Origin of the sequence: Jiella marina, assembly GCF_024359545.1 — a bacterium.
Taxonomy (GTDB): Bacteria; Pseudomonadota; Alphaproteobacteria; order Rhizobiales; family Rhizobiaceae; genus Jiella.
In genome coordinates, this window is record NZ_JAKQZG010000002.1 from 236,842 (window position 1) to 250,085 (window position 13,244).

General features: G+C 64.8%; 9 protein-coding genes. 7 read left to right on the forward strand and 2 right to left on the reverse strand.

From position 1 onward, the window contains the following. Positions 1-22: 22 nt before the first annotated feature. The gene (locus tag MF134_RS04635; RefSeq protein ID WP_255338233.1) at positions 23-1,441 is read right to left on the reverse strand and encodes a helix-turn-helix transcriptional regulator; all 1,419 of its coding nucleotides are present in this window, start codon (positions 1,439-1,441) and stop codon (positions 23-25) included. Positions 1,442-1,599: 158 nt separating this feature from the next. Between MF134_RS04635 and MF134_RS04640 the strand changes: the two genes are divergently transcribed. From MF134_RS04640 to scpA, 7 genes are all read left to right on the forward strand, one after another. Continuing rightward, a complete protein-coding gene (locus MF134_RS04640; RefSeq protein ID WP_255338234.1) occupies positions 1,600-3,132 on the forward strand; it encodes an acyl-CoA carboxylase subunit beta in 1,533 nt (510 codons plus the stop codon). Positions 3,133-3,259: 127 nt separating this feature from the next. Beyond that, entirely contained in the window at positions 3,260-4,180 is a 921-nt protein-coding gene (yghU, locus tag MF134_RS04645) for a glutathione-dependent disulfide-bond oxidoreductase (RefSeq protein ID WP_255338235.1), read from the forward strand. Further along, entirely contained in the window at positions 4,180-4,746 is a 567-nt protein-coding gene (locus MF134_RS04650) for an HXXEE domain-containing protein (protein ID WP_255338236.1), read from the forward strand. Before yghU ends, MF134_RS04650 begins: the two co-directional genes overlap by 1 nt. Further along, positions 4,746-5,123: a hypothetical protein gene (locus MF134_RS04655; protein WP_255338237.1), complete on the forward strand. Its 378-nt coding sequence runs from the start codon at positions 4,746-4,748 to the stop codon at positions 5,121-5,123. The genes MF134_RS04650 and MF134_RS04655 overlap by 1 nt, the downstream gene beginning before the upstream one ends. Beyond that, positions 5,120-5,551, forward strand: coding sequence for an endonuclease domain-containing protein (locus MF134_RS04660; protein WP_255338238.1), 432 nt, complete (start codon positions 5,120-5,122; stop codon positions 5,549-5,551). Before MF134_RS04655 ends, MF134_RS04660 begins: the two co-directional genes overlap by 4 nt. A 90-nt stretch (positions 5,552-5,641) precedes the next feature. Then, positions 5,642-7,801 carry an acetyl-CoA carboxylase biotin carboxylase subunit gene (locus MF134_RS04665; protein WP_255338239.1) on the forward strand — a complete coding sequence of 720 codons (2,160 nt, stop codon included), beginning with the start codon at positions 5,642-5,644 and terminating at the stop codon, positions 7,799-7,801. A gap of 30 nt (positions 7,802-7,831) precedes the next feature. After that, positions 7,832-9,964 carry a methylmalonyl-CoA mutase gene (gene scpA / locus MF134_RS04670; RefSeq protein WP_255338240.1) on the forward strand — a complete coding sequence of 711 codons (2,133 nt, stop codon included), beginning with the start codon at positions 7,832-7,834 and terminating at the stop codon, positions 9,962-9,964. Positions 9,965-10,090: 126 nt separating this feature from the next. On the opposite strand, the gene MF134_RS04675 is transcribed toward scpA, so the two are convergent. Next, complete coding sequence (locus MF134_RS04675) at positions 10,091-13,243, reverse strand: efflux RND transporter permease subunit (RefSeq protein WP_255338241.1); 3,153 nt, start codon at positions 13,241-13,243, stop codon at positions 10,091-10,093. Position 13,244: the final 1 nt, after the last annotated feature.

Here is a 13,244-nt window from a genome sequence, read left to right on the forward strand (position 1 = left end):
GCCATCGCGGCGGCCCGGATCGCTATTCAAAGCCGAAGGGCACGATATCACGGCGCTGGTGATCGATGATCAGCCGGCGTTTCAGCGGCGGCACGGCGCGCTGGTGGCAGTTCACGCGTTCGCAGATCCGGCAGGAGATGCCGATCGGCTCGAAGGCCTGATCGCGACCCATGTCGAGATCGTCCGCATAGACGAGATCGCGCGCATGGGTGACCTCGCAGCCGAGCGCCAGCGCATAGGTCTGCACGGGGGCGCGAAAGCCGCCGGTCGGCTTGGTAACGGTCATGGCCAGGCATAGATAGCGCCGCCCGTCCGGCGTCTCGGCCAATTGCCGAATGATCGCGTTCGGCGTCTCGAAGGCGCGATGGACGTTCCATAACGGACAAGCCGAGCCGAAACGGGCAAATTGCAGCTTAGTCGCGCTGTGGCGCTTGGTGATGTTGCCGGCCCTGTCCACCCGCGCGAAGAAGAACGGAATGCCCTGCCGCCCCGGCCGCTGCAGGGTCGACAGCCGGTGCATCACCTGTTCGGCGCTGGTCCCGAAGCGCTCCGCCAGAAGATCGAGGTCGTGGCGTAGCTCCTGCGCGGCCGCGAGAAACGCGCCGTAGGGCAAGAGAACCGCGCCGGCAAAGTAATTAGCCAGACCGATGCGACAGACCGCACCGGCATCGCGCGAGCGGAAGTCGGCCTTCGCAATCACCGCGTCGATCGTCTCGCCATAGGCGACAAGGGCGATCTGGTGGGCGATCTGAAAGGCATTGGTGGACGGCCCCGAGCGGGCGTTGAGCGAGAGGAGGCGTGCTTTCGGATCGAAATGCCGCAGCGCGCCGGGCAGGGACGGAACGTCGTCGATCACAACACGGATGCCGTGGGCCTTTTCGAGATGGACGGCGAGAACGCGCAGCTTGTCCTCTCTGCCGCCGCCGAGTTCACCCGCAAGGGCTTCGGCCGCCCGGTCGAGCGGATCGATGTAGTTGTCGATGTAGTGGAAGAAGTCGCGCACCTCTTCATAGGGGGTCGGCTCGGCCTCGGCGCCCCGTCGCTCGATTGTATCGCCGAGTTCGGCAAGCCGCTCGCCGGAGCGGCGCAGCGCCTGATGCATCGACAGGAAGGCGTGGGCGACCGCCGGGGCGTTCTGGACGAGAAGCCGCACATCCTGCATCGGCGGCTGCTGGCCACTGAAGGCCGGATCGGCAAAGGCTTCCGCCAGATCGGCGAGCAGGCGGTCATCGTCGCTGCCGGAGAATTCGCGGATCTCCACGGCAAATTTTTCGGCCAGCGCCAGAAGGACGGGCGCCGTGACGTGACGCTGGTTGTTCTCGAGCTGGTTCAGATAGCTGGTGGAAATGCCGATCTCACCAGCGAACACGGCCTGAGTCAGGCTGCGCTCCTGGCGGATGGCGCGAATTTTCCGCCCGGCGAAGATTTTGGAAGTGCGCATATTTGCAAATTCGCAAATGACAGTTTGATAATTTCCTAAATTCACAAGGTCGCTAATTCAACCCTGTCTCGTCCCGGGCAAACCCGCTATCGGCTGAAAATCAGGCTGGCAGCGCTAGTATTGCGTGCAGTCATGGTGAGTGGGAGTGAAAGGGCCTGATGCAGGAGATTCTCCAACAGCTCGAAGAAAAGCGCGCCGAGGCGCGGCTCGGCGGCGGACAAAGACGCATCGACGCCCAGCACGCCAAGGGCAAGCTGACGGCCTATGAGCGCCTCGACGTGCTCCTCGACGAGGGCTCCTTCGAGGAATACGACACGTTCAAGACCCATCGCTGCACCGATTTCGGCATGGCGGAGCAGCAATATCCCGGCGACGGCGTCGTCACAGGCTGGGGCACGATCAACGGCCGGCCGGTCTACGTCTTCTCCCAGGACTTCACCGTCTTCGGCGGCTCGCTGTCGGAAACCCACGCGGAGAAGATCTGCAAGATCATGGATCTCGCCGTCCAGAACGGCGTGCCCGTCATCGGGCTCAACGATTCCGGCGGCGCGCGCATCCAGGAGGGCGTCGCGTCCCTCGGCGGCTATGCCGAGGTCTTCTGGCGCAACGTCCAGGCCTCGGGCGTGGTGCCGCAGATCTCGGTGATCATGGGCCCCTGCGCCGGCGGCGCGGTCTATTCCCCGGCGATGACCGACTTCATCTTCATGGTGCGCGACACGAGCTACATGTTCGTCACCGGGCCGGACGTGGTGAAGACCGTGACCAACGAGGTCGTCACCGCCGAGGAGCTGGGTGGCGCGACGACCCATACGAAGAAATCCTCCGTTGCGGACGCCGCCTTCGACAACGATGTCGAGACGTTGCTGGAAGTGCGGCGAATGTTCGATTTCCTGCCGCTGTCGGCCCGAGAAGCGCCGCCCGCCATCCCGACCCCCGATCCCGGCGAACGGCTCGAGCTCTCCCTCGACACGATCATCCCCGCCAATCCGAACATTCCCTATGACATGCGCGAGGTGGTGACGAAGACCGCCGACGAGGGCAATTTCTTCGAGATCCAGAAGGATCATGCCGGCAACATCCTCACCGGCTTCATCCGGCTCAACGGTTCGACGGTGGGCGTCGTCGCCAATCAGCCGATGGTGCTCGCCGGCGTCCTCGACATCGATTCGGCCCGCAAGGCCGGCCGCTTCGTAAGGTTCTGCGACGCCTTCAACGTTCCGGTGCTGACCTTCGTCGACGTGCCGGGCTTCCTGCCGGGTGTGTCTCAGGAACTCGGCGGTATCATCAAGCACGGCGCCAAGCTGCTCTTCGCCTATGCCCAGGCGACGGTGCCGAAGGTCACCGTCATCACCCGCAAGGCCTATGGCGGCGCCTATGACGTGATGGCCTCCAAGCACATCCGTGCCGACGTCAATTATGCCTGGCCGACCGCCCAGATCGCGGTGATGGGGGCGAAGGGCGCCACCGAGATCCTCTATCGCTCCGAACTCGGCGATCCCGACAAGATCGCCGCGCGTACGAAGGAATACGAAGACCGCTTCGCCAATCCCTTCGTCGCCGCCCAGCGCGGCTTCATCGACGAGGTGATCATGCCGCACTCGACCCGCCGCCGGGTGATCCGGGCGTTCGAGATGCTGAAGACGAAACAGGTCCCCGAGCCGAAGAGGAAACACGACAACATCCCGCTGTGAGGCGAAAGGCGGGGCATCGTTTTGCGGACGGACCGTCACCGCTCGCCGTCCGCGCCCGCCTCGATATGTTCTCGCATGCGATGCGTCGCATCGCCTCGGATTTTGAATAAAGACAGGTCGAACCCTCATGGCCGACGAAAACAAGTTTCCGCCCGAAAAGAACCTTCCGGCAGGCTATGTGCCGGCCAAGGTCTGGAGCCCGAACGCCGAATCCGGCGGTGCTTTCGCCTCGATCAACAAGCCGACGGCCGGCGCGCAATATGAGAAGGAGCTGCCGGTCGGCGAGCATCCGCTGCAGCTTTATTCCCTGGGCACGCCCAACGGCGTCAAGGTGACGATCATGCTCGAGGAGCTGCTCGCCGCCGGCCACTCTGAAGCCGAGTATGACGCGTGGCTGATCCGCATCAACAAGGGCGACCAGTTCGGCTCGGGCTTCGTGTCGGTCAACCCGAACTCGAAGATCCCGGCGATGATGGATCACAAGCCGAAGGACGGCGGCGCGCCTTTGCGCCTGTTCGAATCCGGCTCGATCCTCCTCTACCTCGCCGAGAAGTTCGGCGCCTTCCTGCCGGGCGACATTCGCGGCCGCACGGAGACCCTGAACTGGCTGTTCTGGCAGATGGGCGCCGGCCCGTTCCTCGGCGGCGGCTTCGGCCATTTCTACGCCTATGCGCCGATGAAGATCGAATATGCCATCGACCGCTTCGCCATGGAGGTGAAGCGCCAGCTCGACCTTCTCGACAAGCAGCTGAAGGACAACGAGTATATCGCCGGCAGCGAATATTCGATCGCGGACATGGCGATCTGGCCCTGGTACGGGCGTCTCGCGGCCCATGGGGCCTATGATGACGCCGGCACGTTCCTCGCGGTGGACGAATACGAGAACGTCCAGCGCTGGCGAAAGCAGATCGGCGAGCGCCAGGGCGCGAAGCGCGGTTCGATGGTCAATTCCGTGACCGGCGATCCCTCCACCCAGCTCCACGAGCGCCACGACGCCTCGGACTTCGACACGAAGACCCAGGACAAGATCGGGGATGGCGCCGCCTGATGATCAAACGTCTGATCGAGCACTGGGTCTATGGTGGCTTTCTGGCGGGACTCCTGTTCCTCGCCCTGACGCCGGTCTTCGCCTGGCAGTGGACGGCGGCCATGACGCTCGTCTTCCTGCAATTGCCGGTCTACATGATCCATCAGTTCGAGGAACATGACGATGGCCGCTTCGCGGCGGCCATCAACGCCCTGCTCGGTCGGGGCCGGATCGTGCTCGACGACACGGCGGTGTTCGTCATCAACGTTCCCGGCGTCTGGGGCGTCAACGCCATCTCCATCTGGCTCGCCTTCGCCGCCGGGATCGGCTGGGGTCTCATCGGCGTCTATCTCACCCTCGTCAACGCGCTGGCGCATATCGGCCAGGCGATCCGGCTGAGGGCCTACAATCCGGGACTCGTCACGGCGGTCCTTCTCTTCCTGCCGGTCGGGCTCCTTGCGGCCTTTACCGTGGGCGCAGAGCCCACCGTCACCACGACACACCATGTCGTCGGCCTTCTGGTCGCGGTGGCGATCCACGCTGCAATCATCGTCTACGTCTTCTCGCGCCGGAGGTCCGCAAGCTGATGGCGAAACTCCCCGACATGACCAAGCACCGCGGCATTCCTTCGGGACTGCCGGGAACCGGTTTCCAGTTCACAATTCGCAGAGCCAATCCGAAAGGCGCGACGAAGATCATCGAGCGCAAGCGCTACAATGATCGCACCCCGACCGAGAAGCTCGCCGACGCCGCCTTCCTCCATGCGCTCTGGCACCAGTTCGGCCCCGAGCCCTTCGAACGCGGCAATCTCGACGCCGGCCGCATCTCCTGGCTGTTCAATCGCGAGATCGTGCCGGCGGAAAAGCCGTTCGACCCGGCCTCCTACGAGGCGCTGCTGATGATCGACGAGGATGCGGGAAGGAAAAGCTATCCGGAGGCGTTCGAGGAGGTGCTGGAGGTGTGAGCTGCCATTTCTCCCCCTGGGAGGGGGAGAAAGCAAAAGCTTGGGCTTGGCCCCGCCAAGTCCTTAGCTTTTGCAAGAGAGGGGGACATGGGTTGCAGGAAAGGCTGCGAGGGTTTGCCAAGGGCATGCGCAAGGCGCCAACGGATGCGGAATACGCTCTTTGGCAGATGCTCCGTGCCCGGCGCCTCAATGGACTGAAATTCAAACGGCAGGAGCCGCTCGGACCATACATATGCGATTTTGTCTGCCACGAGCGGAGACTGATCGTTGAGGCCGATGGATGGCAACATGAAGGATCGAAGCGCGACGCCGATCGCGATCGGTACTTCGAAGATCGCGGGTACCGGACCATCCGGTTCAGCAACGGGACAATATTGGAGGACGCGGATGCGGTTGCATCTCAAATCATTGACGCAGCCCGGCGCTAGGCCCCCTCTCTTGCGATTTCTGGCACTTGGCCTTCGGCCAAGACACCGAAATCGCTTTCTCCCCCTCAAGGGGGGAGAGGGAGCGAGCTGATGACCAAACCCTTCTCCAAAATCCTCATCGCCAATCGCGGCGAGATCGCCTGCCGGGTCATCAAGTCCGCCAGGAAGATGGGCATCGCCACCGTCGCGGTCTATTCAGACGCGGACAAGGATGCGGTGCATGTGCGCATGGCCGACGAGGCGGTGCATCTCGGCCCGCCCCAGGCGGCGAAATCCTATCTTCTGGCCGACAAGATCATCGCCGCCTGCAAGGAGACCGGCGCGGAGGCGGTGCATCCGGGCTACGGCTTCCTGTCGGAAAACGCCAAATTCTGCGCCGCACTGGAAGAGGCGGGGATCGTCTTCATCGGCCCGAAGCCCAAGGCAATCGAGGCGATGGGCGACAAGATCACGTCCAAGAAGATCGCGGCCGAGGCCGGCGTTTCCACCGTGCCCGGCCATATGGGCCTGATCGAGGATGCGGCCGAGGCGGCGCGGATCGCCGCAGACATCGGCTATCCGGTGATGATCAAGGCATCGGCCGGCGGTGGCGGCAAGGGCATGCGCATCGCCTGGACCGACGAGGAAGCCAAGGAAGGCTTCGAGCGCTCCAAATCCGAAGCCGCCTCCTCCTTCGGCGACGACCGGATCTTCATCGAGAAATTCGTCGTCGAGCCGCGCCATATCGAGATCCAGGTGCTGGCCGACGCGCACGGCAACTGCCTCTACCTCAATGAGCGCGAATGCTCGATCCAGCGGCGCAACCAGAAGGTCGTCGAGGAGGCGCCCTCGCCCTTTCTCGACGAGGAAACCCGCCGCGCCATGGGCGAACAGTCGGTGGCGCTGGCGAAAGCCGTCGACTATCAGAGCGCCGGCACGGTCGAGTTCATCGTCGACAAGGACCGGAACTTCTACTTCCTCGAGATGAACACCCGCCTGCAGGTGGAGCATCCGGTGACGGAGCTGATCACCGGCGTCGATCTGGTCGAGCAGATGATCCGGATCGCGAGCGGCGAAAAACTGGCGCTGACCCAGGCCGATATCGGCATCGACGGCTGGGCGATCGAAAGCCGCCTTTATGCCGAGGACCCCTATCGCAACTTCCTGCCCTCGATCGGCCGCTTGACGGCCTATGCTCCGCCGCCCGAAGGACCGGTGGGCGATCATCGGGAGGCGAAGCCGATCACTGACGGGCCGGCCGGCTCGGCAATCGGGGGCGGCCTGCCGGTCATCCGCAACGACACCGGCGTCGACGAGGGCGGCGAGATCTCGATGTTCTACGATCCGATGATCGCCAAGCTCTGCACCTGGGCGCCGACGCGCGAAGCGGCCATCGAAGCGATGGCGGATGCGCTCGACAGTTTCGAGATCGAGGGCATCGGCCACAATCTGCCCTTCCTGCAGGCGGTGATGGAGCACCCGCGGTTCAAGAAGGGCGAGCTGTCGACCGCCTTCATCGCCGAGGAATATCCGGACGGCTTTGCGGGCGCCGCGCTCGACGACGACAGGCTCCGCCTCGTCGCCGCCACCGTCGCCATGGCGCGCTGGATCACTGAGCGGCGCGCCTCCTTCATCACCGGCCGCATGAAGCCGGTTTCGAAAGCGGGTCCGAAGACGGTGCCGCTGATCGTCTCGGCGGCGGGCCAGAGCTTCGAGATCGCCATCGATCACGCCGCGAGCGCCGGCTTCTACGAGCGTGACGCCATCGTCTCACCCTATGAAGACGAGACAGGTGCTCCGGTCTTCCTCCGCTTCGTCGATGAGGACGAGGCGCGCAGCTACCGGATCGCCTGGAAGCCGGGTTTCAAGGTCGCGACCCTGTTCTCGGGCCAGGCCGGCGGCGAGGACTGGCGGAAGATTGCCGCCCTCAAGCTCGATCTGCTGCCCGGCGGTTTCCGTGTCCGCTATCGCGGCGCCGATCTGAAGGTCGCTGTCATGTCGCCGAAGGTGGCGAAACTCGCCGCCCTGATGCCGGAAAAGGTGCCGCCGGACACCTCCAACCTGCTTCTCTGCCCCATGCCGGGCCTCGTCGTGGCACTGCATGTCGAGGAAGGCCAGCGCGTCGAACAGGGCCAGGCGCTCGCCATTATCGAGGCGATGAAGATGGAGAACGTCCTGCGGGCCGAAAACGCCGGAACGGTCGCCAAGATCCCCGTCGCGGTCGGCGAAAGCCTCGCGGTGGATCAGGTGATCATGGAATTCGAGCGGTGAAACGCGGCGACGCCGCAGGGGAGGAGTGCCATGTCTAGGACCAAACGCGACTGGCTCGATCTGGCCGCCAGGGAAATCAAGAAGGATCCCGACGCCCTCGACTGGGAGACCGCCGAAGGGATCACCATCAAGCCGCTCTATACGGCCGAGGACATGCCGAGCGGCATGGCGGACGAGCTGCCGGGCTTTGCGCCCTTCACCCGCGGCGTCAAGGCGACGATGTATGCGGGACGGCCCTGGACGATCCGGCAATATGCCGGCTTCTCGACGGCGGAGGAATCGAACGCCTTCTACCGGCGCAATCTCGCCGCCGGTCAGAAGGGGCTGTCCGTCGCCTTCGATCTCGCCACCCATCGCGGCTATGATTCCGACCACCCCCGCGTGTCGGGCGATGTCGGCAAGGCGGGCGTGGCGATCGATTCCGTCGAGGACATGAAGATCCTGTTCGACGGCATTCCGCTCGACGAGATGAGCGTCTCGATGACCATGAACGGCGCGATCATTCCCGTGCTCGCCATGTTCATCGTTGCCGGCGAGGAGCAGGGCGTCGACAAGGCCAAGCTCACCGGCACGGTCCAGAACGACATTCTCAAGGAGTTCATGGTCCGCAACACCTATATCTATCCGCCCGAACCCTCGATGCGGATCGTCGCGGATATCATCGAATTCACCGCGCGCGAGATGCCGCGCTTCAACTCCATCTCGATCTCCGGCTACCACATGCAGGAAGCCGGCTCGACGCTCGCCCAGGAGCTCGCCTATACGCTGGCCGACGGCATGGAATATGTCCGCGCCGCCCTGTCGCGCGGGCTCGATATCGACGCCTTCGCCCCGAGGCTCTCCTTCTTCTTCGCGATCGGCATGAACTTCTTCATGGAGGCTGCCAAGCTCCGGGCCGCGCGCCAGCTCTGGGCGAAGATCATGGAGGATTTCGGCGCCAAGTCCGACCGCTCGAAGATGCTGCGCACCCACTGCCAGACCTCGGGCGTCTCGCTGACCGAACAGGACCCCTACAACAATGTCGTGCGCACGGCCTATGAGGCGCTGGCGGCGGTGCTCGGCGGCACCCAGTCGCTGCACACCAACGCCTTCGACGAGGCGATGGCGCTGCCGACCGAGTTTTCCGCCCGCATCGCCCGCAACACCCAGCTGATCCTCGCCCATGAAACCGGCATCACCAATGTCGTCGACCCGCTCGGCGGCTCCTACTATGTCGAGGCGCTGACCAAGGAACTGGCGGACAAGGCTCAGGAGCTGATCGCGGAGGTCGAAGCCGCCGGCGGCATGACCAAGGCCGTCGAAGAGGGGCTGCCGAAGATGCGGATCGAGGAGGCGGCGGCCGCCCGTCAGGCGCGCATCGACCGCGGCGAAGACGTGATCGTCGGCGTCAACCGCTTCCGTCCCGCCGATCCGGACAAGGTCGACATTCTCGACATCGATATCTCCAAGGTCCGGGCCGCGCAGATCGCCAAGCTGAAGAAGGTTCGCGAGAGCCGCGACCAGGCGCGATGCGACGAAGCCCTCGCCCATCTGGAGAAGGTCGCGAAGGGGGAAGGCAATCTCTTGGAAGCAGCGGTCGAGGCCGCCCGCGCCCGCGCGACGCTCGGCGAGATTTCCGACGCAATGGAAAAGGCCTTCAACCGCCACAAGGCGGTCACGCGCGTCATCTCCGGCGTCTATGGCAACGCCTACAAGGACGATCCGGAATATGTGTCAATCCGCTCGAAGATCGCCGAGTTCGCCGAGTCGCGAGGGCAACAGCCGCATATCCTCGTCGCCAAGATGGGCCAGGATGGCCACGACCGCGGCGCCAAGGTGATCGCCTCGGCCTTTGCCGACATGGGCTTCAAGGTCGATCTCTCCGACATGTTCGAAACACCGGAAGAGGTGGCCGAGAAGGCAGCGTCCATGGGCGTCGACGTGGTCGGGGTCTCGTCGCTTGCCGCCGGCCATAAGACACTGGTGCCGGAACTGATCGAAAAGCTGAGGGCCGCGCCCGGTGGTGAGGACATCATCGTCGTTGCGGGCGGCGTGATCCCCGAACAGGACTATGCGGGCCTGCGCGAGGCCGGCGTGGCGGAAATCTTCGGGCCGGGCTCTAACGTCCTGGACGCGGCCAACGCCGTGCTCCAGCAGATCCAGGGCGTGAGGCGAAACCGATAGAGCAGCAGCCCCTTGGGCCGCATGTTGCTCGTCATCCACGGGGGGCCGCCAGGCTGACCAGCGCGTCAATGCCAGTGACGGAATGGATTGGATGAATCGCCGCCGGTTTGGTCCCCTCCATCCTCCTCACGCCCGCGCTCTCTCGTTACTTTTGCGGCGGCGGTGGCGCACGCGTTCCGCGAGCGAGGCGTTGGCGGGGACGAGCACCATCTGCAGGAGCGCGGCGAAGAGGACGCCGAAGCCCAGGCTGACGGCCGTCGGGATCAGGAACTGGGCCTGCACGGAGGTTTCGAGGATCAGGGGCGTGATGCCGAGGAAGGTGGTGAGCGTTGTGAGCACGATCGGCCGGAAGCGGGCGATCGCCGCTTCCTCGATGGCGTCGGCCGGCTCGGCGCCGTCTGCTTCCTGCTGCTGCATGAAGGTCACGATCAGCAGGCTGCCGTTCACCACGACACCGGCCAGTCCGATGATGCCGAACATGCTGAGGAGCGTCAGGTTCAGCCCGAGAAGCAGATGCCCGAGGATCGCGCCGATCACGCCGAAGGGGATGACCAGAAGGACGACGATCGGCAGCAGATAGCTGCCGAAGGCGAGCGCCAGCACGGCATAGATGCCGAACAGGGCCAGCGAGAAATTATAGGCGAGATTGGAGCCGAAGCGGCCGGCCTCCTCCTGCTCGCCGCCGGTCTCGACGACGAGGTCGGGATAGTCCTTGAGCAATTGCGGAACGACATTGTTCATCAGCCAGGAGGTTTCCGCTCCGCCGGTGGTGACCGCATTGTCGACATCGGCCGTCAGCGTCGTGATCGTGCGGCCGTTGATCCGGCTGATCTCGACCGGCGCCGACTGATAGTTGAGATCGGCGAGGACCGTGAGCGGGATCAGGTCGCCCCGCTCCTCCGAGGTCGCCGGCGCCGGAATGCGCAAGGCCAGGAGGTCGGCCACGGAATCGCGCTGCTCCTCGACGAGGCGCAGGCGGATGTCGACCTCCTCGCGCTCGCGGGCGAACTGGTCGATCTGCGCGCCATAAAGCGCCGCGCGGACGTTCTGCGCAAGCTCCTCGACGCTCACGCCATAGGCCCGCGCGGCCGCCGTCGGCTCGATGGCGATCTCGCGGGCCGCGCTGAAGCGGTCGTCCCGGATGTCCACCACCCCGTCCCGCTCGCTCACAGCCTGCCGCAAGCGCTCGGTCGCGCCGAAGCGCGTCTCCTCGCTGTCTGCCGAGATCTCGATCAGGATAGCCGCGCCGACGCCGACGACGGAGGACGAAAACAGGACCTCCTTCGCCCCCGCGACGTCGCCGACCGCCTGGCGCCAGGCGCTCTCGAAGGCGGCCGCCGCGGTCTCGCGCTGATTGGCGGCCAGGAGCTTCGCCTCGATCGTGGCGGTGGAGCCGGTCTGGGTTCCGGAGGCGGCGCTCGGATCGCCACCACTGCCGGCAAAGCCGACGCGAACCGCCACGTTCTGGAGCAAATTCTCCTCGCCGAGTTCGTCGGCCGCCGCCTGGGCGGCTTCAACGAAGCGGTTGGCGCGCCGCACCGTCTCCTGATCGCTCGTGCCTTCGGGAAAGCGGAGCTCCGCATTGACGAAATTGCCCTCGATCGCGGGGAAGAAGACGAAGCGCACGAGCCCGCCATTGATCACGCCGACCGAGGCGATGCCGATCGCCAGGCACGCGACGACGACGAAGATCGGATGCCGGATCGACACGCGCACAACCTTGCGCAACGGGCCGTTGGCGAAACGGTCGAAGCCGCCATTCAGCCGCTTGCGCAGGGGCTCGGTCAAGCGGCGCGGCGAGAGCTTGCGGGGGCGCTTGAGTTTCACATGGCTGAGATGGCCGGGCAGGATGAAGAAGCATTCGACCAGGGACACGACCAGCACGTAGATCACCACGGCGGCCACCGGTCCGATGAACGAGCCGGAGGAGCCCGGCAGGAACAGCAGCGGCACGAAGGCCAGGACGGTCGTCGAGACGGCGAACATGATCGGCCGCCACACCTTGGTAATCGCCCGCTCGGCCGCGTCGTCCTCAGATCCCGCTTCGAGTTCCGAAAAGGTCTGCTCGCCGACGACGATCGCATCGTCCACGACGATTCCGAGCGCCAGAATGAAGCCGAAGAGAGAAAGCTGGTTGATCGTCGGCCCCAGGAACAGCATCGGTGCAAAGGCGCCGATGAAGGCGACCACCACGCCGGCGGCGACCCAGGCGGCGACACGCAGGTCGAGCACCAGCATCAGAACCGTCAGGATGAGCATGGCGCCGAGGGCGCCGTTCTTGGTGAGAAGGTCGATGCGCCCCTGCAGCACGGCGCCCTCATTGCGCCAGACCTCGGCCCGGATGCTGTCCGGCAGGGAAGGTTTCAACTCCTCCTCCAGATAGGTGAGGACGGCGGAGGAGACGCCGAGCACCTGTTCGGAAGCTGCCCGGTTGACCGATACAAAGACCGCCGGTTCGCCTGATACGGTCGCGCGGATGCCGCTCTCGGCCAGCGTCTCGCGGATCGTGGCGATGTCGCTCAACTGAACCGTCGCACCGTTTTCGTCGGAGAAGAGTTCGGTGTCGCGAAACTCCTCGGCGCTTTGCGCCTCGCCCAGCGTGCGCACCTGAACCGTGGAGGTGCCCGTATCGAGCTGCCCCGAACTCAGGTCGACATTCTGCGAAGACAGGCGACCGGCAAGGTCGAGAAGACCAAGACCATAGCTGCGCAGCGTCTCGCGCCGCACCTCGATGTCGATCTGATCGGCCGGAACGCCGGCGAGCGAGACCTGGCTGACGCCCTCGAGGCTGGTCAGTTCGTCGCGGACCCGAAAGGCCAGATCCTTGAGCGTCTCGCGCGCCACCGCGCCGTAAAGGACCAGTTCGACCGCAAGTTCTTCGGGTTCGACCTCGGCGATGCGCGGCGACTCCGCTCCGTCGGGAAAGGTGGTGATCCGCGCCACCTCGGTCTCGATATCGTCTTTCACCAGCCGCGGGTCTGCGCCGCTGGTGAGTTCGGCGACGACTGTGCCGACATCCTGCGCGGCCGTCGACTGAAGCTCGCGCACGCCCTCCAGCCCTTCGAGGCGCTGCTCGATCGGGGTCAGGATGGATTGCGCGATATCGGACGGGCTCGCACCGGGATAGGCGACGGTCACCGAAATTCGCGAGGTGGCGATTTCGGGGAAGGTGCGCACCGTCACGCTGGTCATCGCCGTTGCGCCGATGGCGAGCAACGAGACCATCAGGAGATTGACGGCGACAGGATTCTTGAGGAACCAGCGGATCAGTGCGCCCATG

Coding starts and splice junctions, on each gene's coding strand:
- yghU (WP_255338235.1), top strand. CDS start 3,260: ATGGCCGACGAAAACAAGTTTCCGCCCGAAAAGAACCTTCCGGCAGGC.
- MF134_RS04675 (WP_255338241.1), bottom strand. CDS start 13,243: ATGGGCGCACTGATCCGCTGGTTCCTCAAGAATCCTGTCGCCGTCAAT.
- MF134_RS04635 (WP_255338233.1), bottom strand. CDS start 1,441: ATGCGCACTTCCAAAATCTTCGCCGGGCGGAAAATTCGCGCCATCCGC.
- MF134_RS04650 (WP_255338236.1), top strand. CDS start 4,180: ATGATCAAACGTCTGATCGAGCACTGGGTCTATGGTGGCTTTCTGGCG.
- MF134_RS04665 (WP_255338239.1), top strand. CDS start 5,642: ATGACCAAACCCTTCTCCAAAATCCTCATCGCCAATCGCGGCGAGATC.
- MF134_RS04655 (WP_255338237.1), top strand. CDS start 4,746: ATGGCGAAACTCCCCGACATGACCAAGCACCGCGGCATTCCTTCGGGA.
- MF134_RS04640 (WP_255338234.1), top strand. CDS start 1,600: ATGCAGGAGATTCTCCAACAGCTCGAAGAAAAGCGCGCCGAGGCGCGG.
- scpA (WP_255338240.1), top strand. CDS start 7,832: ATGTCTAGGACCAAACGCGACTGGCTCGATCTGGCCGCCAGGGAAATC.